This is a genomic window from Paenibacillus sp. FSL K6-0276, assembly GCF_037977235.1.
Taxonomy (GTDB): Bacteria; Bacillota; Bacilli; order Paenibacillales; family Paenibacillaceae; genus Paenibacillus_AQ.
Window position 1 is genome coordinate 2,151,624 of sequence record NZ_CP150276.1, and the last position, 23,869, is coordinate 2,175,492.

The window sequence follows — 23,869 nt, forward strand, 5'->3', positions numbered from 1 at the left end:
GGAATACTATCAGGAGGACGGCATCATGGCGGCACAATTGCCCAGTTCTTTCAGCGAGCGTATGATGGACATGCTGGGAACAGATTATAATCAATTTGCGGATTCGTATAAGGAGACCCCTTATGGAGGCGTCCGTGTTAACACATTGAAAATTTCAGTGGAGAGTTTAAGAGCTCTTTCTACTTTAGGACTGGAGCCCATTCCATGGTGTCCGACTGGATTTTATACAGAGAATGGTGCCAGACCAGGTAAACATCCTCACTACCACGCGGGATTGTATTACATTCAAGAGCCTAGTGCGATGGCACCTGTGGAATTACTTCAAGTTGTGCCAGGTGATCGTGTACTTGATTTATGTGCCGCCCCTGGTGGGAAATCTACGCAGATTTCTGCCAAGCTGTTAGGAGAAGGACTACTAGTTAGTAATGATCTTCATCCAGAACGAACTAAAGCTCTAGCCAAAAATCTGGAGCTATATGGAGTGCGCAACGGTATTGTACTGAACGAAAGTCCTGATCGTATCGCAGCTGCATTCCCGCTATTTTTTGACAAAATCTTGATTGATGCTCCCTGCTCTGGTGAAGGGATGTTCCGTAAAGACGAAGATATGGTGAAGCAGTGGAATTCTGATACACCAGCGAAATATGCTGCAATGCAGAAGGATATTTTACGTTCAGCAGCAGCGGCGCTGGCACCGGGAGGTAGACTTGTCTATTCGACCTGTACATTTGCTACAGAAGAAAATGAGGAAATTATAGCGGAGTTTCTTGCTAATCACTCACAATTCTCAGTGGTAACCGTAGGAGGTACGGGCTCATTCACTCCTGGCTTTGGAGAGCTCTCAGGAACAGCAAGACTGTGGCCGCATAAGGTGAAAGGCGAAGGACATTTCATGGCTGTACTGCAACATGAGGGAACTAAGCTCTCAATGGAGGAACGTGATCATTTAGAGGCTAAGTTAAATGAATCTGCAAGAACTACTACTCAAAAAGGTGCAGCACACGTTAAATCATCCAATAAATCAGAAGGAAGACGGGGAAAAGAAGGGAAATCCTCTCACAAACCACCTGGTGGTGCTGACCGTGGTCGGCAAGTCTCAGGAGACGAGCAAGCTTTGGCTGCGTATGGTAATTTTGTACGTGATCAGCTTGGTTGGGAACCTCAAGGATATCCGGTTCTGTTCGGTGATCATCTTTACATTTCTCCACTTTCTAAGGAAAGACTAAATGGATTAAAGACGATTCGTCCGGGATGGTATGTAGGACAAATCCGTAACGGAAGATTTATCCCAGGGCACCCGATGGCTACAGCTTTGCATCCGGAAGAAAGCTGCCGAAGTGTCTCACTCTCCAGTACGAATCATGAAGCTATTTCCTATCTTAAAGGAGAGACGTTGTCGATTGCTCAAGAACGTCTCTCTATTAGAATAGGAAGTGCCCAAAAAGGATACGTTCTGGTCTGCATTGATGGTTATAGCGCAGGCTGGGGGAAGTGGCAGGATGGAATACTCAAGAATGAATATCCCGCAGGCTGGAGGTGGATGTAACAATGAGCCAATCAGGTAAGCCCGCCAAGAAACAACGGCTAGATAAAGTACTGTCCCATATTGGAGTTGGGTCACGCAGTGACATCCGAAAACAAGCCAAGCAAGGCTTAATCTCGGTGAACGGGACAGTGGTAAAAGATAGTGGGTTCCATGTGGATCCTTATGTCGATAAAATAGAGGTGGGGGGAGAGCTTGTTACCTACCGTGAATTCATATATCTTATGATGAACAAACCCCCAGGCGTCCTGTCAGCAACGGAGGACAAGCGAGATCGGACAGTCTTGGATCTTTTAAAGCACGAATATGCACAGTTTGAGCCATTTCCTGTAGGTAGACTAGATAAGGATACTGTGGGACTGCTGCTGATCACTAACGATGGGAAGCTTGCCCATGAGTTACTGTCGCCACGTAAGCATGTCCCGAAAACGTACGAGGCAACCATAGAGGGCGATGTGGATGCGGATGATGTCACGGCCTTTGCAGCAGGTGTGGAGCTGGAAGATGGCTACGTTACTTTACCTGCACACTTAACCATTCTTGGAAGAGAACGTGGCAGTAAAGTGATTTCTCATATTTCTCTTATCATTACTGAGGGGAAGTTTCATCAGGTGAAGCGAATGTTTCAGGCAGTTGGCAAAAAAGTCACTTTTCTGAAACGTGTATCTATGGGAGAATTGAAGCTGGATGAAAGTCTGCCACTGGGGGCTTGTCGGGAGCTGACGTCAGAAGAACTGGCACTCTTAGGCGCAGAAGCATCAGAAGGATAATATAGAAAAAATGATCTATAAATTGAATTTGGAAACTTGGGATAATGGAACGGAGTGACGGAGGGGAATTTTTGGAACTGTAGGAGCGATAGCGACCACCTAAAAGCTTTCCGTAGGAAAGCTCACTTCGTAAGCGTAGGCTTTTCCGGATTTCATCCGCTATTAAACGGTACAAATCAAGAAATCTGGAAATAACAGCGGCTGGAAGTCCAAACATTCACCGCAGTTGCGACTGATACTTAACACAAAAAGCCTCAAGCTCAATATATATAGAAAAAGAAAGACAAGGATGGTGGAGTATGAGATACAAACTGATTGCACTAGATGTGGACGGTACACTGTTGAATGATGATCACCACTTAAGTTCTGAGAATAAGGAAGCTATTGCTGAGGTTACACGTCTTGGCGGTCAAATCGTATTGTGTACGGGCCGCAGTCCGCAGAACTCGATTCCTTTTATGGAGGAAATGGGGCTGTCTGGTTACGTGTTAGGGCACAACGGAGCAGCAACGGTACGTGTGAAAGATCGAGAAGTGTTACACCAATACGGTATGGATGCACGTGGTCTTGACCCTTATATTGACTACTGCCGTAAACACAATATTCATTATGATGTGAATACTGCTTTTGATATGTATGTTGATAATGTAGAGAACCTGACTAAAGAAGCTAATTACATGTATGAACACTTCCGTATTGTGCCGGCTACTTTACCAGCATGGGAAGATTTCCGTGAACCGGTTGTTAAGTTTACTGTATTTACACAGCCAGAAATCCTTGACGAAGCCGAACGTGAATGGCGTAATTGGACCCCTGAGTACAACATTTTGCGGAGTGGTGAATTTTTCGTTGATTTGATGCATCCCGAATCCTCTAAGGGCAACGCATTAAAGAATCTGGCTGTGAAGCTGGGAATTCCGCAAGAGGAAGTTCTTTCGATCGGTAATTATTTTAATGATATTTCTATGCTTACATACGCGGGTATGGGCGTTGCGATGGATAATTCTCCTGTAGAGGTCAAAGCGGCAGCGAATGCTGTAACGGGGTCAAACAACGAGCATGGTGTGCGAGATGCGCTGGTTAAATATTGTTTATCCTAATTCTTTTGGATTTGTAAATTAAGTTTAGATGCAGAGCATAAAGCGGTCTGGAGTCTGCTTTATGCTTTTTTTGTTGAAGGAAATAAAGAAATACATAACAGAAATGATTCTATTCAAAAAATAACCCGCCGGTGCCTGAAATTACGCCTAAGGGTATGATATCAACAGGAACTAATATTGATAGCTTCGTGGAATCCACGATTTCAGATTCCTTACCTTTGTTCTATCTGCCAAGATAACTTTTATAAATACTACTTGACAAATATCCTCCGTATCTATTAATTCTTCTATCAACGTAACTTGGGATGTAACATACGTGTAGTTATATTCGTGTTTCCTTTTTGATTTAAGTCTACCTCTTTATTATTTTCATTAGAATATGGCATAAAGTTGTTATGGGTTATTCTTTCTTGATGGCGAAGTGCAAACATTTGTGTGGCTTTAGAGAATTGGATCGAAAAGACATCTGGGAAGAAACTTTTTTATTTAAAATGTGACCCAACGCATAATCACTTTATTTAGATCGTCTAAATTTAAGGTATTCATTTTTTTTCAAACTTTCATAATTTGATTCAAATCCTCTTTTTTGTTTGGCAGTCATTATAAAATATGGTTGTTGATAAACATTATCAATCAAACATGGGAGGTTAAAGAAATGAGTACACAATTCAAAAAAATCGCCGAGGATACTTACTGGATAGGCAAAATCGATAACCGCCAGGTTCCATTTCACCGCCTGATTTTGGCAAAAGGAACTACCTATAATTCCTATTTATTAAAAACAGGTAAGCCGACTGTCATTGATACCGTAGATATGGAATTTGGACGTGAATATGCCGAGTGCCTGGGTGAAATGATAGATCTTCTAGATATTCATTACATTGTAATTAACCATACAGAGCCTGATCACTCTGGTGGACTGGCAGCTCTCGCCGCCAAGGCTGCAAATGCCACGATCGTATGCACCGAGATTGCTGTTCCCGAATTGCAGGAAATGTACAAGCTTCATAGCCGGAACTTCCTGGTGGTTAAAGACGGAGACAAGCTGGATATTGGTGGGAAAACGCTACTGTTTAAAGAAACACCGTATCTTCATACCGCTGAAACGATGATAACCTATTGTATCGAAGATCAAATCTTATTTCCTTGCGATATTTTCAGCACGCATGTTGCGGTCGAGAATCTATTCAGCGATGAAGCGGGGTTTGATATTACGAAGGATTTCCAGGGCTATTACGCAGCTATTATTCATCCTCATAGAAGATATGTAAGAACACTGTTAGAGGCTGTTAAGGATCTTGAGATCCGGATGATCGCTCCTTCCCATGGGTTTGTGATCCGGGAGGACATACGTAAATATATCGAGATATACGCCACATTGAGCCGCGAAACGACGCAAGGAAAAAAGGCAACCATCGTATATACCACCATCAAAAACAGTACCAAGAAGATGGCGAAAATTATACAGGATTGCTTGCAGGAAAATAATATTGAGACAGAGGTCTGGGATGCAGATAAAAGCAGTGCCACCGATATTCTGAACAGCATAACGTCAGCAGACGCGGTCTTTATTGGCAGCTCCACTAAATACGCGGACATGATTGGGAACCTGGAGAACATTCTGAAAGAATTGCACAATATGAATCTGGAAGGCAAACTTGCTGCAGCTTTTGGCTCCTACGGTTGGAGTGGTGAAGCCATTGAAGTCATTCAGGATTATCTGAACGGAACAAACATGACGGTGCAAAGCACATCTGAGGTTATTAAATCCACGGGGATGACACATGTAGAGTTCCCTGTAAGAATCAGGTTTTCCCCAAAAGAGCCTGAGAAAGTTCAAAAAATTAAAAATGCGGCTGAATTTGTTTCGGATTTGCTGCTGAGTTCATTTTAGGGAGGAGGAACATAGGATGACGAAACATTACGTTATTGTTGGCGGCGGAGTAGCCGCCGTCCATGCCGCTAAAGCCATCCGTGATCAAGATGCAGAATCGGAAATTTCGATCCTCGGGGAGGAAAACCAACTGCCCTATAACCGGATTAAGCTGACCAAAGGGCTGTTTACCGACCTACACAGTGAGAAGGTGCTGATCAAGAAGGAAAAATGGTACCGTGATAACCGTATATCCGTAAAAACCTCGACCCGAATCAGTTCTGTCCACCCGGACCGGCAAATTGTTGTGACAGAAGATGGGCAGAGTGTTTCTTATCATAAGCTCCTATTGTGCATGGGAGCGAAGAATCGTGCGCTTTCCCTCGAGGGCTCCGGCCTGAACAATGTTCATACCCTCCGGGATATGACCGACGCGGACAGATTGAAAGAAAACCTGCAGGATGGCAGCCATGTAGTAGTAATCGGTGGGGGAGTGCAGGGAATCGAAACCGCTTGGGCGTTGTATGAAGCTGGATATCAGGTAACGGTGATCGAAGCCTTTCACCGGCTGATGGGCAGACAACTTGATGAGAAATCCTCACAGCTACTTAAGGACAACCTTGAACAAGCAGGTGTGAAGGTTATTCTTCAAGCAGGTGTGGCGTCTATTACAGGAACAGAGTTTGTTACCGGAATTACGCTGGTCGACCAATCTCATTTTTCCTGTGACCATGTAGTCTACTCCATTGGTATTGTACCGAATACGGAACTGCTAAGTGGCTCGAATATTCAAGTCCGGCAGGGCATTATCGTAAATGAGCAAATGCAAACAAATGATCCGCATGTGTACGCGGCCGGAGATGTTGCTGAAATTAACGGGCATGTGGAAGGACTGTGGGGCGGAGCGATCGAACAGGGCCGGATTGCTGGCAGTAATATGGTCGCCAATCTGACTGCGTATCGTAGAGCTATTCCGGTTACCTTGTTTAACGCTTTTGGAGTCTCTTTATTTTCGATAGGCAACGTTGATGAACGGTATTGCGATACGGCGGTGAGCGGAGAAGAAAATGGGTCGTATACGCGTATCTATGTGAAAGATAACACAATGATCGGTGCGATATCCTGGCAAAGTGCAGCTGCTTCTCTAGGATATAAAACCGCTGTGGAGCAATGTATCCCCCTTACGGGGATTGATGTTAACGGGAGTAGTATTGTGGAAATTATGGCTGAAGTACAAACCAGATTGAACTAAACTACCAACTTTATAGGAGATGACAAAGATGAAAAAATATATCTGTCTACCATGTGGCTATATCTATGATCCGGCAGTAGGCGATCCCGATGAGGATGTTGTTGCAGGCACTGCATTTGAAGACTTGCCTGAAGATTGGGTTTGTCCGGTATGCGGTGAAGATACCAGCCATTTCGCGCCGGTTGAGGACAAAAAACCTTCTGCATCCTAAAGGGAAGTAGGAGTTGTACAATAAAAGAACAATAGGGGGACATTTATGAAGGAGTATTCTTGCCAATACGCTGCTGAACCTTGTACCCGCAAGGTGCCGATTTTTGCTGCGTTGAGCGATGACGATCTCTCCCGGATCAGCGCCATGATCAAGCATCGTAAGTTCACTAAAGGACAACCGTTAATTCTGGAAGGGGCGCCGTCAGATACGCTGTACATCATTCAGCGAGGGCATGTTAAATTATCCAAAACAACTCCCGAGGGCAAGGAACAAATTTTGCACATCTTGATGAACGGCGATTTTTTCGGGGAACTGAGCATTTTTAACAGCGATGAGCTGAGCAACTTCAGTGCTTATGCTCTAAAAGACACTAACATTTGCATGCTGACCCGAACGGATATGGAGCAGCTGATGACGGAAAATCCGGATATTTCGCTCAGGCTACTGAAGAGTGTGACCAAAAGACTAGCCCATACAGAAAATCTGGCGCAAAGCCTGGCGACCAAAGATCCCGAAATACGAATTGCTTATATGATCATGGAACTCAGCGACAAATATGGTAAGCAACGTGGCGCTCATATTCATATTGACCTTCCGTTGTCTCGTGAAGAACTGGCCAGTTATGTTGGGGTCACCCGCGAAACCATTAGCAGGAAATTCTCAAGGTTTGAAGATTCAGGCCTTATTGAGCTAATTGGGAATAAGCAAATGCTCATTATAGATCCAGCCGGTTTGGAGAGTTATATGGGGTATTAAGATAGTATTTAAATAATCAAAAAAATAAAAAGCGGCATTTCTACCCTAGTTTACGGTAGGGAAATGCCGCTTTTTATCTGGAACAATTTAAGTCGCAATTATTTCAAGAACCTGTCATGAACAGCAACACGATTCCATGAGTGGTTTGAATTCTAGCCCGATTGTTACCGAATATACCCTAAAGAAAACACAAGCTCACTCATAGAAACTCCATATTGCAAGCGCTTTATTGTAGGTAGAATGAGGTTAGATTCAATCACTATTCGAGGAAATGGAGGAAAGCTGATGCCACATATTGAGATTAGGATGTACGAAGGTCGAACGAGTGAGCAGAAGGAGGAGATAGTCACTGTATTCACGCGGGAGTTATCCCGAATTATTGAACGGGAGGAACGATTTATTACCATCGAATTTCAAGAAATCCCCTTAGATGAGAATGCTCCGGCGAACCTGCTGAAAACAGGACCTGTAGGAAACGGTAATGAAGGCTAAGTTAACCGGGGTTGACCTTATTAACTACAAAGCCGATACGAAAAGGTCCCTGCTTTCAAACATGTGGAAATTCAGAGCACTCTATGTGATCGCGATTCCCGGGATCTTGTACTTTATCATTTTCAAGTACTTGCCGTTGGCCGGTTCAGTTATTGCGTTTCAGAACTACAACATTTTTAAGGGCTTTACAGGCAGTGAATGGGTGGGACTTGAGCACTTTAGGACCATGTTTCAATATCAGGATTTCGGAAGAATCTTAAGCAATACGATTCTGCTAGGCTTGTATGATCTCATATTCGCCTTCCCGGCTCCGATATTGCTTGCGCTCCTGTTGAATGAAATACGGCTTGTATTTTACAAACGGTTTTTGCAAACGGTGGTTTATATGCCCCATTTCCTGTCCTGGGTAATTGTCAGCGGCATCGCCTTGGGCATCCTCTCCCCAGGAACAGGGATTGTGAATCAGGTTTTACAAACCCTCGGCTTTGAACCAATTTATTTTCTTGGTGAAAATTCATACATTCGCACGATTTTGATCAGTTCCGGCATTTGGAGGGATTCTGGGTACGGTACGATCATTTATCTGGCCGCGTTGGCAGGAATAAATCCAGATCTGTATGAGGCTGCTGAAGTGGACGGAGCCGGGCGCTGGAAACAAACCTTAGCCATTACGCTGCCGTCTCTGATTCCGACGATTATGATTTTGTTCCTTCTCCATATCGGGAGATTTCTTGATCTTGGCTTCGAGCGGGTATGGGTATTCCTGAACGCGCTTAATACCGGGAACGGGGAGATTCTGGACACTTATATCTATAAGGCGGGGCTGCTGTCTCAGCAATACAGTTATACAACAGCAGTGGGGCTATTCAAGTCGGTAGTTGGACTCATTTTGGTGCTCATCGGCAACATTATGAGCAAAAAAACAACCGGTGAATCGCTGTATTAATCGCTCTTTATGGAGGTAGGGATGATGAGAGTACGCTATACTCGCGGCCAGAATCTATTTAATGTGTGCAACCTTTTGTTTCTGACCGCTCTCGCTTTGGCTATGTTTCTGCCGTTTCTGAATGTGATTGCCCAGTCCTTTAGCAGCTCTGAAGCAATTATTAATGGCAGGGTAGGCTTGCTGCCAAAGGACTTTACAGCGATCAATTATCAGTACGTTTTCAGCGATCATTCCATTTGGCGGGCGTTCGGTGTCTCCGTCTATATTACGATACTGGGCACCGCCATCAATCTGATTGCAACAGCGGCTCTCGCTTATCCGGTGTCGCGGCCGGAATTCGTAGGACGCAAATACATCGTCATGATGGTATTGTTCACGATGGTATTCAGCGCCCCTCTTATTCCGAACTTTATCCTGATCAAGAATTTGGGGCTTATGAACTCCTTGTGGGCACTCATGATTCCGGGCGCCATCAGCGCGTTTAACTTTTTCGTGATGAGAAGCTTCTTCATGCAGCTCCCTCAGGAGCTGATAGATTCCTCCCGGATCGACGGGTGTGGTGAGCTGCGGATCATCGTCAATATGGTACTGCCATTGTCCAAACCGGTAATGGCCTCATTGGGGATTTTCTATGCCGTCGGGCACTGGAATACGTACATGAGTGCTCTGTATTATATCAACAAGCCGTCCTTATGGCCTCTGCAGGTGATGTTGAAGAAGCTCTTCGAGACGGACGATATCAGCATTGACCCGGCTTCCTCAGTTTATAGTTCTCTGGCTCACACATCACCTGAGGGCATCAAAATGGCTGTTATCATTGTCGCTACTATTCCGATTATCATGATTTATCCGTTTCTTCAACGCCATTTCGTTAAAGGAATGATGGTCGGATCCGTCAAATCCTGATCTATCATATTATGGTAGAATAGGAACGCGTTAAGCGAGACGAATCGGAAGGTGGTATCCATGGATGAGATGTGTATTAATCGTAGACGACGAGCCCATGATTCGAAAGGGACTTTCTATCATGATCCAGCAATGCGGCGAGCATCCGTATAACATTAAGCTGGCCCAGAATGGCGAAGAGGCAATCCAGCTCATAATGGAGGAACAGCCGGATTTTCTTTTTACAGATATCCGTATGCCCAAGGTAAACGGACTAGAGCTGTGCCGGCGGCTGTCGGAGATGGAGACGGATATTCAGACTGTCGTCATCTCTGGTTATGGGGATTTTGAATACGCCCGCCAATGCGTGTCTTATGGAGTGAAAGAATATCTCCTGAAGCCCGTGAGCAAAGGGAACCTTCAAAATGTAATCGCCAAACTGGAAGCGAATAGAGAGAAGCTGGAGAGTTTTGTCTCTGTCGCTAAACTCGATGAATGGATCGTGCGTATGGATGATGCCATCTGGACCTTGGATGAAGAGAGGCTTTACCTTGTACTGAAGGAGTGGGAAACCGACTTTCTCCAGCGCAAGATGAGCCGAAGTCAGCAAAAAGAGCTTCTGGAAGAGGGCTACGCCTTACTTGTGAAGAAGCTCCATGTCAATTCGGTCACACCCGGTAAAAGCGTGTTAGACTTGTCCGCAGCAGCAGGACCTGAGCAGTTATTCCACTGCTTCGCAGAAGCGTCGGCAGCTATACTCGAAGAGCTTCGTAGAAAGCGCAAGGGCAAAGCAAAGGACCCGATAGAGGAAGCTAAAGCATTCATCGAAAAACATCTCGCCCAGGAAGTATCGCTGGAAGAGGTGGCGGAAGTGCTTGGTCTAAATGCCTCTTACTTCAGTCAGATGTTTAAGCACTCGACGGGAGAGACCTTTGTACATTATCGCATTAAATGCAGGATGGAGAAGGCCAAAAGATTGCTTGCCGATGCAAGCTATCGGATCACTGATATTTCCTATGAGGTCGGGTATGCAGACCATCCTCATTTTACGAAGACGTTCAAAAAGTTCACCGGGCTGGCTCCTTCCGAGTATCGCAACCAGCTGGGGATAGATTGATGAGAAAGAGTCTGTCGAACAAGCTGTTTGCCTCCTTTCTGACCGTCATTCTTCTATCCTTGTCCATGGTTGGATTTATCTCCTATTTTCAGGCTTCGGCTGAGCTTGATAAGTCTTCGGAGAAGTCTATTGCCCAAGTCATCAGAAGTGCGTCTTATCAAACGGACCTGTATTTGCAAAATTATGAAAAGGCTAGCGATTCCATCCTGTCCTACAATCAAGTCAAAGAGTTCTTGGACATGGACCCGGAGGACAGCTTCTCCTACTATCAATATACGAATGACATACAGAAGTATTTGTTTCGATCTTTGTTTATTCTGTATCCCCAGATTAATCTGATGTACGTCATCGGTGAACACGGTAAGGCCATTAGCGATGATAACTCATATCAAGCGCATAGCCTGCAGTTTCATCCCCAGGAACGCTACCGTTTCTTAAGCGAACATACGCCGGAGAGCGGCCGCATCACCATTCTCAACACGAATGTGATGAATGAAGGGGATAGGAACATTATTACGATGGTCCGCCGAAATAGAGGGGTCTCTTCCTATCGTCCTAAAGGTATAGTGGCCATTGAATTCAAGGCAGAGGATCTGGCCCGCATATGGGAACCTCTTGATCTCGGACAGGGCGAGTCCTACTTTATCATGGACGAATTCGGCAAACTCCTCTATCGGGCGGAAGGGAATAAGAACCACCCTGGGTTATCTGCTGAGCACATTCAGAACGTATTTCAACACCCAAATGACTCTGTCGTGGAAAAGGTAGACGGGAAAGAGTATTTGTTCGTGTCGAGAAAATCCGAATATTCTAAATGGCAGCTTGTAGTATCCATACCAGTTGGTGAGCTGCGCAAGCCTATTTCTACCATTCGTACGACCACGCTGGTGGTGGGAGTTCTCACGCTTGTCGGCACACTGTTGCTTGCCACCTGGTTCGGACGATCCATCACGAAGCCCATCCTGATTCTTAAGGAGGGCATGAGGGAGACGGAAAAAGGCAAGTGGCGCAGGCTTGAGATGAACGGCCGTCAGGATGAGCTGGGGGGATTGATGCGCAGTTACAATCTCATGGTGACCCGGCTGTCCGAAATGATTGAGCGGGTATACGAAGCGGAGCTCACAACCCAGAAGGAGGCTCTGGAGCGTCATCAGGCTGAATTCCAAGCACTCCAGCTACAGATAAATCCGCACTATCTATATAACACATTAGAGACTATTAAATGCTACGCGGTCGTTCAGGATTCGGATGAAATCACAGAAATAGTGGAGGCCATGGCATTCATGCTTCGCTACTCCATCCAAACCAATCTGGAGGAAATTACGATTGCCAATGAGCTTAATCATGTACTGAGCTACATGACGATTCTCAAGCACCGGATCGGCAGAGAGTTCGAAATTGACGTTGTGATTCCGCCGACGCTGCTACTGGCTAAGATGGTCAGGCTGACACTTCAGCCCTTGATCGAAAATATTTTTCAGCATGCGTTTCCCGAGGGAATTGAAGATAAGCACTATATTCGAATCGACGCCAGAATAGAGGAAGACCGGTTTCTAGTTCTTGTAGAGGATAACGGCGCAGGGATGTCCCGCGAACGGCTTGATAAACTTCGTGAGAAGCTGAATCTAAATCAGCTGGCGGATACGGAAGGAGACTCCCTCTATCATAGAGGTGGAATCGGGCTCATGAACGTGCACCGGAGAATTCAAATGGTGTTCGGTGAACAATACGGGTTAAGCGTCGAAAGCGTGGAGAATGAGGGAACTCGGCTGATCTTATCCATGCCTGCGGAGTGAGAAAATAGATGATTTCAGAAACAACTACTACTAGGAGGAAATTTGCAATGAAAATTGACTTGACTGGTAAAATTTCGCTTGTTACAGGGTCCAATGCAGGGATAGGCCGACAAATCCTGGAGACTTTGGCTGCTTCCGGCGCCAAAGTGGCCGTAAACTATTTGTTCGGTTCTTCGGAGGAGACGGTCGACGCGATCCGTCAGGCTGGAGGAGAAGCTTATGCTTTTCAGGCAGACGTAACAAGTCCTGCCCAATTGGACAATATGGTGAAGGAAATAGAAGAGCATTTTGGCGGGACCATCGATATCCTCGTCAACAATGCGGGCGGTATGATCAATCGGGTCCCCAATACTGAAATGAACGAAGAACATTACAACAAGGTGATGGACGTCAATTTTAAATCATGCGTGTTTGCCTGCAAAGCCGTAGCAGCGGGAATGATTGCCAAGAAAAGCGGTAAAATCATCAATGTATCTTCCCTTGCGGCCCATGACGGCGGCGGACCAGGAGCTTCCATTTATGCAGCGGGCAAAGCTGCGGTATGGTCTTATACCAAGGGACTTGCCAAAGAGCTGAGTCCTCACGGAATTAATGTAAACGCTATCTCTCCTGGATTTATCGGTCAGACCGCTTTCCATGCTACCTTTACCGCGGATGCGGCAAGACAGGCGACGATTGCGAAGATTCCGCTGGGCCGGGAAGGTGCTCCACAGGATGTGAGCAACGTAGCACTCTTCCTCGCTTCAGAGATGTCGGATTATCTGACAGGCGAAATTATTGAAATTAACGGAGGCTTGTTCATGCGATGATGAACCTTAAGGAGAAAGCTGATACTTTTTCCTGGGTTGGTCTTGAGGTGGATAAATTGAAAATGGAGCTGGATTCCTTCCGGAGAGAAGAGATTCTGCTCCCGACAGAACCCGGCGGTTGGTGGCACCAATATGTATGTCCCCAGCATCATACTGAGCTAATCTTCGATGCTATGGAGCGAGATGCGTTTGTCTTTTCTTGCCCGAAGGGCTGCAAGCTGGAAGGTGAACCCTACCGGGGAGCATGGCTGGTATACCGGCATCAGGCGATGGCGCGATACGCCCTGCAAGCTGCCGCGGTATTCGCCGCAGACGGAGAAGACTTCAATAGTAGCTTAGCCCAGAAGATTCTTGTCGGTTATGCAGAGCAGTTCCCATTGTATCCGGTTCATCCCGATGCCCAACCCTGGATGCTTAGTGGCCGTGCTTTTCATCAGGCGCTGACGGAGGCTATCTGGTCCACCACGCTTATTCGGGCCTATCTGCTTCTTGTGGATCATGGAGTAACGTTCACTGAGGAGGAAGAGTTGAAGCTGCAAGTGTTCTTCACGATGCTAGAGGAGAGTATGGAGCAATACCGCCACATCCTCATTTACGAGAAGAAGAATGCAGAGAACAATTATACTGCATGGCTGAACGCTAGCCTGGCTTGTGTATATGCTGCCAAAGGCACCAGAGAAAAGCTTGCTTCTTTGCTGGAGGGAGAAGGTGGATTCTATCATCATCTGTCCATTGGCGTTAAGCCAGATGGCTTTGAATTTGAAGGCAGCACGTACTACCATATTTTTGTATTGCGGGCTTATCTCATAGCAGCCGAGATGGCTGGGCGCTTCGGGGTTGACCTCTATGTTGCCAAAGGAGATCAGGGACAATCCACCCGTGGCATGTTTCAGTTACTGGTAGAGCTTAGCGGCGATAATGGGGAGCTTCCAGCCGTGCATGATGGTCCTTATGCGCGCGTTCCTTTCGCACGAGAAATTGCTGAAGTGTTTGAAATAGGAGGTGCGGTTTACAAAGATCCGAGCCTCCAGCCAATACTGGCGAATGCTTATAGGTATCTATACGGGCAGGGAGTACGGACTGGTCTGGAGGCGGTGCTGTATGGAGTAGGTGAGAGTAAGGAGCTTCAGTCCACTTACATGGTGAGGGACTCTGTCCTACTGCCGGATTCTGGATTCGCCGTGCTCCGCCACCCGGGCAATCCGCTGTCCGTTCTGGCAGATTTCGGAGAGCATGGCGGATCACATGGGCATTTTGACAAGCTTCATATCACGATTATGCACCGATGGGGGGAGGTTGCTCCTGAGCTGGGCATGGTTCCTTATGGATCTGTTTTGCGCAAGGAATGGTATTCCGAAACCGCGAGCCATAACACGGTTACCATCGGAGGTCGCTCCCAAGCTCCACATACCGGAAGCTGCAGGCAATTCCGCCAGGAAGGCAACGCTACGTACTTATGGATTCGCTCGGACGGCGTCTATGAAGGAGCTGTTCTGGACCGGCATCTTGTATTGGCCGACAGTTGGTTGCTGGATTGGTTTCATGTTGAGCAGATGACGGAGCGGGATCAGGAAGTAGACTTATGGTTTCATCCGACGGGACATTTGGTGTTACCGGTGGACCCTCACCGCGTTCGGACGGACTCTCCGACAGTCCTCGGACTGGAAGCGGGCTATGGCTCAGTAGAGGTACTGTCCGAAATGAAAAATGAGACGGACTGTACGTTAAATGCGGAGTGGAATATTCGTTATGATGGAGTGAGCACCGACCGGATATATGAAGTATCCACAAGTACTCTACTGGCGCCCGGCTCCATTATGCATGAAATCCGCACACCGGGTAATGCCGAAGACCCGAGTAGATTGCTACGAGGCATTATGCTTCGGCATATAGGCCCGTCGGTTGATTTTATTACGGTTTATCGGGACGGTCACGAACCTGCTGTACTGAAGCTAGTGAGTCAGGTGGGCGAACCGCCCCGAATCCAAATAGCAACAACTGGGCAACGAGTTGTCTATTGCCTTGACCCTAAAGCGGGACTGATTCAGGAAGAGTCCCGGAATACGGAGGAGTAGAGATGTTAGAACCTTTATTTCAACCTACCAGCGGCGTACTCGACCTGTCATATGGGCCAGATGAACATTCAGATGTTGGAGAGAACCCTCCGCGGTTTACTTGGATGCCTGCATGTCTGGAAGAGAGTATGTATGAGCTGCAGATCTCCTCAAACACTGAATTTGAGTCTGAAGGCATCTTGACCTACAGTCGAATTCCCTATAATTTGTTTACCCCGGATAAGCCATTGGCGCCTGGTTCGTATTATTGGCGATACAGTCTTATCGGGGAGAATGATATCCGTTCCGAATGGAGTAAAGTAAGAGCTTTTGTGGTGGAGGATGACTTGCCGTTGACACCTCTGCCCTCCCGAACAGAACGATATTCAGCTGCTTCCGCCAACCATCCGCGGCTTTGGCTTCAAGCGGAACAACTTCCGTCTTACCGGGAAGTTGTCCGCCAAGACCCAATCTCAACTGGCTGGGATGACTTCCTGAAGTATTCCGTTCTACCCTGGACAGAGCGCGATCTAATTCCCGAGCCTGCACCGTATCCAGATAATAAGCGTGTCGCCAAACTATGGCGGCAGATGTATATGGACTGCCAGGAAGTTTTCTATGCTGTCCGACATCTTGCTATAGCTGGAGTTGTATTGGAGGACGAGGCGCTTATCGCCAAAGCTAGAGAGTGGCTGCTTCATGCTGCAAGCTGGAATACGGACGGTACCACCAGCCGGGATTACAATGATGAATGCTCTTTTCGCATAGCCGGAGCGTTGGCATGGGGCTATGATTGGCTTCACGGCTCTCTGACGGAAGAAGAACGTCTTAAGGTAAGGCAGGCGCTACTGCGAAGAACCGGGCAGATCGCTTTCCATGTCATCGAACGTTCCCGAATCCATCAAGTTCCTTATGACAGCCATGCTATCCGCTCTTTATCCTCTGTGCTCGTTCCCTGTTGTATTTCCATGTTGGGCGAGGAGGAGAAGGCACAGGAATGGCTTGATTATACGCTGGAGTACTTCTCCGCCATGTATACCCCATGGGGTGGCAAAGATGGCGGGTGGGCCGAAGGTCCGATGTATTGGACCACTCAGATGGCTTTCGTTACGGAGGCGCTCAATCTAATTCGCAAATACATGGCAATCAATTTCTATGACCGTCCTTTCTTTCGCAAAACCGGTGACTTTCCGCTCTATTGCTTCAGTCCGGATACCGTGAGGGCCAGCTTCGGCGATCAATCGTCACTGGGAGATCCGGTCAATCTCAAGACGGGCTTCAATATCCGCCAATTCGCCGGTTTAACCGGGAATGGACAATACCAGTGGTATTTTGAGCAAACTAAGGAACTGAATCCTGACACCCAGATGATCTTCTATAACTACGGTTGGTGGGATTTCAGGTTCGATGAGATGGTTTATCGCACGGATTATCCGCAGATTTCTTCAGAGCCACCGGTGGCTGCAGAACCTCTGAAGTGGTTTCAGGATGTGGGATGGGTCGCCATGCATCATCGGATGGAGGATCCGCAGGAACATATCATGCTGTTGGCCAAGAGCAGCCGTTACGGCTCCGTGAGCCATAGCCATGGGGATCAAAACGCCTTCCTGCTGCATGCCTTCGGCGAGCCTTTGGCTATTGAAAGCGGCCATTACGTTGCATTCAACAGTACGATGCATATGCAGTGGCGCAGGCAGACCCGTTCCAAGAACGTAATTCTTATTGACGGCAAAGGTCAATATGCTGGCACGGACAAGTCGAAGAACATGGCAGCCTACGGCAAGGTGTTGAAGGCGTACAGTACGCCTGGGATCAACTACACGCAAATGGATGCAACCGAAGCCTACCGCGAGAATGTACCCTATATCAAGCGATATGTGCGGGAAATATTCTTCTTTGATAGCGCTTACTTTGTTATCGCAGATAGTGTCGATCTGGAACGTCCGGGAAAATTGGATTGGCTGTTTCATACGCTTTATCCTATGAAGTTGAAGGATCAATCTTTTAAAGTAAATGGTAAAAAAGCTCAAATGGAGGGCAGATTTGTCTATAGTTCCTCGGGAGAAATGGCGCTTAGCCAAAACAATCAATTTACCGATGTAGATCCGGAGGAATGGGAAGGGCTGCCCGAGCATTGGCATTTGACTGCATCTACCCAAGAGGCCGTAAGTCATCGGATCGTTACTCTTCTGATTCCCCAAAAATCAGGAAGCCGGGATTACGTATCGTACTTTATGGACGATCAGGACCATGGGGTTCATGTCTACTTTACGAATCAGGGGGTTACCCACCGGGTTGAGATTCCAAAAGCTTATTAGTCTTAAAATATCTTCATTTTACGTATGACACCCCATTGTACAAGGAGAGGGTTATATTATGAAAAAATGGATTGGCATCTGTCTGGCTACCGTAATGGGTGCTACCGTTGTTGCAGGTTGCTCGAACAAGGACAAAGAAGAGACTGCTGGGGGCGCGTCAAATACGCCGCAGAAAACTGAATTCTCGATCTCGATGCGGACGCTGGCTTTTAACTATGTTGAGAAATCACCCGATCTAAATAAGGACAAATGGGTGAAAAAGCTGGAGGAGATGACAAACACCGACTTGGATATTGTGTTGGTTCCTCATAAAGAGTTCGAGCAGAAAATGGTGCAGATGTTCGCCACTAATGATATACCGGATGTCGTTCAAGGATCGGGTGGTGTAAATGGCAAGGAAATGGCTGGTTCCGTTGAAGCTGGTGTGTTCATGCCCTTGGATGATCTGCTGCAGCAAAACGGCCAGAACCTGTTGAAAGTAATACCGAAGGAAGCTTGGGAGAACGTCACCTATCAAGGGAAAATCTACGCAATACCGGAGTTTCTGTCCAATCCATCCCGCCGGGCGACTTGGATTCGCAAGGACCTGCTGGATCAAACCGGCTTGCAGGTTCCAAAAACGGTCGATGAGTACTTGACTGTGTTGCGTGCCTTCAAAAAGCTGGGGATAGAGAACCCGTACATGGGTCGTCAAGATTTTAAATATGCTGACGCTTTCTTTGGCGCTTATGATGTTTTTCCGTACCTGACTATGTTCGAGGAAGTAAACGGCCAGGTTCAGCCGAAGTTTATGGATAGTGAAAATATGATGAAGGCGTTACAAACCTACAACACCATGTATACAGAGGGTTTGATCAACAAGGAATTCGCCACCATCAACCCGACCAACTACAAAAATGCGATTCTCTCAGGCAAAGCGGGCATGTGGACGATGAATGCCAACGAGCTTCTGCAGTGGGAGCAGCAATTGAAGGCTACGACGCCATCCGCCAAGCTGGAGATTATTCCTTCGCCAGTGGGACCTGATGGAAAAGGTGGCTCCTACTTGTACGGCTCTGCCACGCGCACCTACTTTATCAAGGAAGGTACGAAGAATGCTGCGGATATCGTGAAATTTTTTGACTGGATGCTGAGCGAAGAGGCAGAAACCTTCTTTACCTTTGGGATCAAGGACGAAACCTATAAGGAAGAGAACGGCAAAATCGTATACACTTCTCCTACGGATTCCGCCGCTATAGATGAGGAGCGCTACCGTCAGTCTTTCCTCTGGATGGTGCAGGATACTACTTATAACAAGGGTGTCCTTAACATGACAGAAGAAGGCAGAAGCTTGATCAATGTATATGAAACCATTCTGGCTAACGAAGGCCGTGACGGAATTCAGTTTGACCCGCGGCTAGATGCCTTGGTAAAGAATCCAGACATTGCACCTAACTCGGACACGGCTCCTCCGGTACTACTGACGCACATGGTAAAGATGGTATATGGCAAGGAGCCTATCAGCGACTGGCCGAAGGTTGTGGAAGAGTGGCTTTCCAAGGGCGGCAACGATGTCATCAAGGAAGCTACGGAAAAATATAATAATAAAGTAGGCGCCACCATGCCACGCAGATAAACTTACCCTCCAGAGGAGCTGACGGTTAAACCGGGCTCCTCTTAAGGTTGTAGAAGGCAATATCTATACATATTAAAAAGCGGATTTTCTGTATAAAAAGGAAAAACACTCCAATCAACGAATACTATATATCATTGAAAATATGAGGTGGGAATTTCTATGAGAGTAGGCGTATTGGGTCCTTCTGAAGATGAAATTAATCCGTTTATTGATAAACTGAAAAATCCGACAATCACAAAACACATCATGCTAAATTTTTATTCAAGTCAATATCATGATGTTTCGGTAGTAGCTGCCTTTTGTGGGGTTGGTAAAGTAAACGCTGCAATAGCCACCCAAGTAATGATTGATAAATTTCAAGTGGATTCAATCATTTTAACTGGCGTTGCCGGTTCATTAAACGATAATCTTCAGTTGGGTGATGTTGTCGTCTCGACAGAAGTCGCTCATCATGATGTGGTTCCAGAAATTATTACTGAATATCATCCTTGGTTAGAGGATCAGTACATAAAAGCTAATGAAGAACTAATAGAAAAATGTATTAGGATAATTGAGTCAGATAGACTGGGCTTTACATGTCATTTCGGAAGAATCATAACCGGAGAAACGTTTATTACCCATCAACAAAGAAATAGATTAATTGATAAACATCAGGCTATGTGTGTTGACATGGAAAGTGCCAGTGTAGCTCAAGTGTGTTACATAAACAACATTCCATTTATTGTGATTCGAGCGATCACGGATAATGCGGATAGTGATGCGCCGGAATCTTTTGAGGTCAACGTGAAAGCTGCAGCATTAAATTCAATGAAGCTTGTAGAGAACCTGCTAATTCATTAACTTAAAAGCAAAGGAACTCTATCCATGAAAATCTATTTAATTATTATTCAAGCTTTTTTTGCATTAACGCTGATTCCTTGGTTTATAATTTGGGGATTAACCTAAAGAAATGGAGTGATTTCATGAAGATGCAGAATTCAAAACTTTTATATTATCTTGTCTGGATCATAGTGGGGGCGCTCTTATTACATTATGGAAACTCGCTAATTAGTCATTACACTGAAGAGGCAAAAAAGAACTATCAATTAGAAAGTACTGTGTGGATGATGGCTATTGTCCCGTTTTTCTACGGTATGTATCTGGCATTATTAGAAGGATTACCTAAAGCTTTTGTTGTTAATTGGCCACTATTGTTTATTGTGTTTCTTCCAAGCTTTCTTCTTCTCATTTATCCAATTTTAATGATGTATTTTAATCTTTCAAATATAGTGATCTACAAATTCGCAACCCTACATGATGGAATAGTATTCGGATTGGTTAGTGGAATAGCACTAGTTAAATCACTAACGTCAAAACGTTAACGTGATTACAGCATTGCTGTTACAAAATTATTGGAGCAGTATAAAATAGTTAAATATAAAATTACCCTTCCAATTTTTTGGGTTTTATTGCAAGATATTTATGCAATCATGCATTTTATTGAATAATAAGGGGGAGTGCAATAATGTTATCATCCACAGAGCTTAGCAAGCTGAACGAAGTGAATTACAGGGAGGACCGCTTAGAGGTACTTAATCATTTTTATGAGGATCTCTGTGATAAGAAAGTAGCAGATGGTTATATTTATTCTCTTAGTCGTTATGGGAAAATATTTGCTAATGCTGCCGGGGGGCGTTTCAGTTACGAAGAAGACAGCACTCAAGAACTGCAAACGGATACAATTTTCCGCATTGCTTCAATTACGAAGCTGTTTACGGCGACAGCGATCTGGCAGCTTGCGGATGATGGTAAGATTTTTATGGGGCAGCCTGTTAGTTCTATTCTTCCGGAGTTTGATGCAGACCCTTTTAAGCCGATTACAATTGCTCATTTACTGACTCATACCTCCGGCATCGCACCTGATCATGGCACTATAAGTGATACCTACTATAAAAGTGCATGGTGGTATATTTATGAATCAGAGCTTGGAAAAGAAAACTGGATAAAAGCTGGACTTTCCTATGGCATTCGTTTTCCGGTAGGCACTCAATGGATGTATTCATCGTTCGGATACATGATCTTGGGTGCAATTATCGAGAAAATAACAGGTGTTTTTGCAGAAGAGTACATAATGGACAACATTGTAAAACCGTTAGGCATGACAGATACTTTCTTTGATATACCGCCTGAGAAAGCTAGTAGGATCGCCATTCGTTCAGAAGAGGCAAAGGAATATCTACAGAAACTTCAAACAGGGGATATAACGGATGAAGAAAGAAGGTCTGATGAGGAAATCAAGACTCCCGGGACTGGTGGGGGACTGTATTCAACAGTTAGTGATCTACAAAAGTTCGGAATCATGCTGCTTAACCAAGGGGAATACGAAGGTGGTCATATCTTAAGTCGTATGGCTGTTCAGAGAATGACCAAGCGGTTCAATTCTGAGAAACTTCCAAACTACGCATGGGGAGATGGAGGAGCAGATAGACCATACGGTCTTGGGCCAGACCTTCGATATAATGTCAGTACTTCTTACTCTGAAGGCACTTTTTTTCACGAAGGATGGGGGTCTTGTTCTTTGGTCATTGACCCGGTAGAAAAGCTGATTGCCGTTTGGTATATCCCTTTTCATAAAAATATATGGGACGGTAGAGGTATTTTCGGCACAAACAATGTGATCTGGTCCGGACTCGAATAAGAAAAAGGTTATATGTTGTGAGATATCAAAGATAGGCAGGATGTGACTTATGTTTGAGATGATAAAGCACCGCTTTCGCGTTATGAGAGCGGTGGCTTTTGTTACGTATAAGGAATGGAGTGCGTACAGGACGCATTCGATGGTTTCTATTTTTGTAGGGCCTGTGTATTTTTTGGTGCAGTATTATATATGGAGCGCTGTTTATAGTGGGGAATCCTACATTAACGGGATGTCTCTCTCCCAAATGCTTTCTTATTTTTGTGCCACAATGTTGATCAACTACTTGACCATGGATTTTGCCGATTGGAATTTGCAAATGCTCATTCGTACCGGGAAATTCATTACGTTTTCGTTAAGACCAATGAATCATATGTTCTATGCCTTGTCTCAGAAGGCGGGGCATAGGGTACTTGGGCTTCTATTTGAATTTATACCCTGCTTTATGATTTTCTTCTTTATTTTTCATATTGATGTTTTGCCCGCAAATTTACTATACGCAATTCTTTCGATTGCAATGGCGTTTATGATGAATTTTTTCATCCATTATAGTATTGGAATGGTCGCCTTTTGGATGGTGCAATCCTCGAGTATTCGTAATTTTTTTAATCTTTGCGAGGGGATATTCTCCGGATCGCTGATTCCATTAGTATTTTTTCCAAAATCCTTACAAATGGCGTCCTTTTTCTTACCGTTTCAATATACGACCTTTCTTCCTGCAATGGTCTATACGGGTAGCTATACTTTAGCGGATATAACCTTACCTATTCCTCAAGTTTTGTTGCTGCAGCTCATAGCCGTTATTATTGCCGGAGTTGTCTGCCGGGGGCTGTATGCGGTGTCGCTCAAGCATTTTACGGGGGTGGGCGCATGAAACGTATGTATCTAATATACAAAACTTGTATGAAGGCGAATATTGCTTCTGCTATCACCTATCGTGTTAATTTTATTCTCAATAGTTTTATCATGCTCATAGGAAATGTGTTGTTTCCCCTAGTAACGGTGTTCATTTATAATTCGAATGCTTCATTTGAAGGATGGACCTTTCAAGAGGCGCTGTTAATTCAATCTGTTTTTATTTTGTCTACGGCTTGTGCCGGGATTTTTTTTAACGGAATTATGTGGAATACGATGTCCCATGTAGTGGAAGGAACGCTGGAAGTGGTATTAATTAAACCTACCTCGAGCTTATTTTTACTGTTGGCCAGATCTTTTGAATTCGAAAGTATCGGGCTTTTAGGTGGTGGGGTAATCATGTTCGTATACGCACTTAGTGGAATCGAAGGGGTAACTTTCAGCTCTTGGTTGTTATTCCTGTTGTTGTTTGGAGCAGGGCTGCTGGTCATGTTTGGCGTGGCACTTATCGTTGCAGCAATTTCATTCAAATGGGTGGCGAATTCCCGCTTGCCGGAGATGTTTGAGAGTATAAAGTCTTTTGGACGATATCCAGGGACGATTTTCCCAAAAGCAGTCGTAGCCGTGAGTTCTTTTCTATTTCCGGTTTCCATGATTGCCTACTTTCCAGCATCTACACTTATTGGACGATGGGAAGCCTATTTTTTTATAGCGATTATCCCGTGTGTGTTATTTGCTGCCTTCGGAATTTGGCTCTATACTTACATGCTTCGTAGTTACAAAAGTGCCGGAGGATGAATTTG

The 23,869-nt window shown here is 45.4% G+C and carries 21 protein-coding genes; all 21 read left to right on the plus strand.

Annotated elements, in window-relative coordinates:
• Positions 1–25: 25 nt before the first annotated feature.
• The 21 genes from MHH52_RS09835 to MHH52_RS09935 all read left to right on the plus strand — a co-directional run bounded on the left by MHH52_RS09835 (position 26) and on the right by MHH52_RS09935 (position 23,864).
• Positions 26–1,546, plus strand: a complete 1,521-nt coding sequence (locus MHH52_RS09835) for an RsmB/NOP family class I SAM-dependent RNA methyltransferase (protein ID WP_340008246.1) — start codon at positions 26–28, stop codon at positions 1,544–1,546.
• 2 nt (positions 1,547–1,548) lie between these two features.
• Positions 1,549–2,313 (plus strand): pseudouridine synthase, encoded by a 765-nt coding sequence (locus MHH52_RS09840; protein ID WP_340008248.1) that lies wholly within the window; start codon positions 1,549–1,551, stop codon positions 2,311–2,313.
• 299 nt (positions 2,314–2,612) lie between these two features.
• Positions 2,613–3,413, plus strand: coding sequence for a Cof-type HAD-IIB family hydrolase (locus tag MHH52_RS09845; RefSeq protein WP_340008250.1), 801 nt, complete (start codon positions 2,613–2,615; stop codon positions 3,411–3,413).
• 655 nt (positions 3,414–4,068) lie between these two features.
• Positions 4,069–5,307 carry an FprA family A-type flavoprotein gene (locus MHH52_RS09850; RefSeq protein WP_340008252.1) on the plus strand — a complete coding sequence of 413 codons (1,239 nt, stop codon included), beginning with the start codon at positions 4,069–4,071 and terminating at the stop codon, positions 5,305–5,307.
• A gap of 16 nt (positions 5,308–5,323) precedes the next feature.
• Complete coding sequence (locus MHH52_RS09855; protein ID WP_340008254.1) at positions 5,324–6,538, plus strand: FAD-dependent oxidoreductase; 1,215 nt, start codon at positions 5,324–5,326, stop codon at positions 6,536–6,538.
• Between the two features lie 28 nt (positions 6,539–6,566).
• A complete protein-coding gene (rd, locus tag MHH52_RS09860; protein WP_340008256.1) occupies positions 6,567–6,749 on the plus strand; it encodes a rubredoxin in 183 nt (60 codons plus the stop codon).
• Between the two features lie 45 nt (positions 6,750–6,794).
• The gene (locus MHH52_RS09865; RefSeq protein ID WP_340008257.1) at positions 6,795–7,505 is read left to right on the plus strand and encodes a Crp/Fnr family transcriptional regulator; all 711 of its coding nucleotides are present in this window, start codon (positions 6,795–6,797) and stop codon (positions 7,503–7,505) included.
• Between the two features lie 285 nt (positions 7,506–7,790).
• Positions 7,791–7,997 carry a tautomerase family protein gene (locus tag MHH52_RS09870; RefSeq protein ID WP_340008259.1) on the plus strand — a complete coding sequence of 69 codons (207 nt, stop codon included), beginning with the start codon at positions 7,791–7,793 and terminating at the stop codon, positions 7,995–7,997.
• A gap of 61 nt (positions 7,998–8,058) precedes the next feature.
• Positions 8,059–8,943, plus strand: a complete 885-nt coding sequence (locus MHH52_RS09875) for an ABC transporter permease subunit (RefSeq protein ID WP_340008261.1) — start codon at positions 8,059–8,061, stop codon at positions 8,941–8,943.
• Between the two features lie 21 nt (positions 8,944–8,964).
• Positions 8,965–9,849, plus strand: coding sequence for a carbohydrate ABC transporter permease (locus MHH52_RS09880; protein ID WP_340008263.1), 885 nt, complete (start codon positions 8,965–8,967; stop codon positions 9,847–9,849).
• 64 nt (positions 9,850–9,913) lie between these two features.
• Complete coding sequence (locus tag MHH52_RS09885) at positions 9,914–10,945, plus strand: response regulator (RefSeq protein ID WP_340008265.1); 1,032 nt, start codon at positions 9,914–9,916, stop codon at positions 10,943–10,945.
• Positions 10,945–12,741 (plus strand): histidine kinase, encoded by a 1,797-nt coding sequence (locus MHH52_RS09890; RefSeq protein ID WP_340008267.1) that lies wholly within the window; start codon positions 10,945–10,947, stop codon positions 12,739–12,741. Before MHH52_RS09885 ends, MHH52_RS09890 begins: the two co-directional genes overlap by 1 nt.
• A gap of 47 nt (positions 12,742–12,788) precedes the next feature.
• On the plus strand, positions 12,789–13,550 hold the full coding sequence (locus MHH52_RS09895; protein WP_340008269.1) for a glucose 1-dehydrogenase: 762 nt from the start codon (positions 12,789–12,791) through the stop codon (positions 13,548–13,550).
• Positions 13,547–15,625, plus strand: a complete 2,079-nt coding sequence (locus MHH52_RS09900) for a heparinase II/III family protein (RefSeq protein WP_340008271.1) — start codon at positions 13,547–13,549, stop codon at positions 15,623–15,625. The genes MHH52_RS09895 and MHH52_RS09900 overlap by 4 nt, the downstream gene beginning before the upstream one ends.
• A 2-nt stretch (positions 15,626–15,627) precedes the next feature.
• Entirely contained in the window at positions 15,628–17,922 is a 2,295-nt protein-coding gene (locus MHH52_RS09905; protein WP_340008273.1) for a DUF4962 domain-containing protein, read from the plus strand.
• Between the two features lie 58 nt (positions 17,923–17,980).
• Positions 17,981–19,537 carry an extracellular solute-binding protein gene (locus MHH52_RS09910; RefSeq protein ID WP_340008275.1) on the plus strand — a complete coding sequence of 519 codons (1,557 nt, stop codon included), beginning with the start codon at positions 17,981–17,983 and terminating at the stop codon, positions 19,535–19,537.
• 159 nt (positions 19,538–19,696) lie between these two features.
• Complete coding sequence (locus MHH52_RS09915; protein ID WP_340008277.1) at positions 19,697–20,377, plus strand: 5'-methylthioadenosine/adenosylhomocysteine nucleosidase; 681 nt, start codon at positions 19,697–19,699, stop codon at positions 20,375–20,377.
• A 122-nt stretch (positions 20,378–20,499) separates the two neighbouring features.
• Complete coding sequence (locus tag MHH52_RS09920; RefSeq protein ID WP_340008279.1) at positions 20,500–20,898, plus strand: hypothetical protein; 399 nt, start codon at positions 20,500–20,502, stop codon at positions 20,896–20,898.
• A gap of 143 nt (positions 20,899–21,041) precedes the next feature.
• Positions 21,042–22,214, plus strand: a complete 1,173-nt coding sequence (locus MHH52_RS09925; RefSeq protein ID WP_340008281.1) for a serine hydrolase domain-containing protein — start codon at positions 21,042–21,044, stop codon at positions 22,212–22,214.
• Between the two features lie 49 nt (positions 22,215–22,263).
• Positions 22,264–23,085: an ABC-2 family transporter protein gene (locus tag MHH52_RS09930; protein WP_340008283.1), complete on the plus strand. Its 822-nt coding sequence runs from the start codon at positions 22,264–22,266 to the stop codon at positions 23,083–23,085.
• Entirely contained in the window at positions 23,082–23,864 is a 783-nt protein-coding gene (locus MHH52_RS09935) for an ABC-2 family transporter protein (protein WP_340008285.1), read from the plus strand. Before MHH52_RS09930 ends, MHH52_RS09935 begins: the two co-directional genes overlap by 4 nt.
• The last annotated feature ends 5 nt before the right edge of the window (positions 23,865–23,869 follow it).

What these genes read in the sequence shown, in the direction of transcription:
- MHH52_RS09835 (WP_340008246.1), top strand. Translation starts at nt 26, where the DNA reads ATGGCGGCACAATTGCCCAGTTCTTTCAGCGAGCGTATGATGGACATG.
- MHH52_RS09840 (WP_340008248.1), top strand. Translation starts at nt 1,549, where the DNA reads ATGAGCCAATCAGGTAAGCCCGCCAAGAAACAACGGCTAGATAAAGTA.
- MHH52_RS09845 (WP_340008250.1), top strand. Translation starts at nt 2,613, where the DNA reads ATGAGATACAAACTGATTGCACTAGATGTGGACGGTACACTGTTGAAT.
- MHH52_RS09850 (WP_340008252.1), top strand. Translation starts at nt 4,069, where the DNA reads ATGAGTACACAATTCAAAAAAATCGCCGAGGATACTTACTGGATAGGC.
- MHH52_RS09855 (WP_340008254.1), top strand. Translation starts at nt 5,324, where the DNA reads ATGACGAAACATTACGTTATTGTTGGCGGCGGAGTAGCCGCCGTCCAT.
- rd (WP_340008256.1), top strand. Translation starts at nt 6,567, where the DNA reads ATGAAAAAATATATCTGTCTACCATGTGGCTATATCTATGATCCGGCA.
- MHH52_RS09865 (WP_340008257.1), top strand. Translation starts at nt 6,795, where the DNA reads ATGAAGGAGTATTCTTGCCAATACGCTGCTGAACCTTGTACCCGCAAG.
- MHH52_RS09870 (WP_340008259.1), top strand. Translation starts at nt 7,791, where the DNA reads ATGCCACATATTGAGATTAGGATGTACGAAGGTCGAACGAGTGAGCAG.
- MHH52_RS09875 (WP_340008261.1), top strand. Translation starts at nt 8,059, where the DNA reads ATGTGGAAATTCAGAGCACTCTATGTGATCGCGATTCCCGGGATCTTG.
- MHH52_RS09880 (WP_340008263.1), top strand. Translation starts at nt 8,965, where the DNA reads ATGATGAGAGTACGCTATACTCGCGGCCAGAATCTATTTAATGTGTGC.
- MHH52_RS09885 (WP_340008265.1), top strand. Translation starts at nt 9,914, where the DNA reads ATGAGATGTGTATTAATCGTAGACGACGAGCCCATGATTCGAAAGGGA.
- MHH52_RS09890 (WP_340008267.1), top strand. Translation starts at nt 10,945, where the DNA reads ATGAGAAAGAGTCTGTCGAACAAGCTGTTTGCCTCCTTTCTGACCGTC.
- MHH52_RS09895 (WP_340008269.1), top strand. Translation starts at nt 12,789, where the DNA reads ATGAAAATTGACTTGACTGGTAAAATTTCGCTTGTTACAGGGTCCAAT.
- MHH52_RS09900 (WP_340008271.1), top strand. Translation starts at nt 13,547, where the DNA reads ATGATGAACCTTAAGGAGAAAGCTGATACTTTTTCCTGGGTTGGTCTT.
- MHH52_RS09905 (WP_340008273.1), top strand. Translation starts at nt 15,628, where the DNA reads ATGTTAGAACCTTTATTTCAACCTACCAGCGGCGTACTCGACCTGTCA.
- MHH52_RS09910 (WP_340008275.1), top strand. Translation starts at nt 17,981, where the DNA reads ATGAAAAAATGGATTGGCATCTGTCTGGCTACCGTAATGGGTGCTACC.
- MHH52_RS09915 (WP_340008277.1), top strand. Translation starts at nt 19,697, where the DNA reads ATGAGAGTAGGCGTATTGGGTCCTTCTGAAGATGAAATTAATCCGTTT.
- MHH52_RS09920 (WP_340008279.1), top strand. Translation starts at nt 20,500, where the DNA reads ATGAAGATGCAGAATTCAAAACTTTTATATTATCTTGTCTGGATCATA.
- MHH52_RS09925 (WP_340008281.1), top strand. Translation starts at nt 21,042, where the DNA reads ATGTTATCATCCACAGAGCTTAGCAAGCTGAACGAAGTGAATTACAGG.
- MHH52_RS09930 (WP_340008283.1), top strand. Translation starts at nt 22,264, where the DNA reads ATGTTTGAGATGATAAAGCACCGCTTTCGCGTTATGAGAGCGGTGGCT.
- MHH52_RS09935 (WP_340008285.1), top strand. Translation starts at nt 23,082, where the DNA reads ATGAAACGTATGTATCTAATATACAAAACTTGTATGAAGGCGAATATT.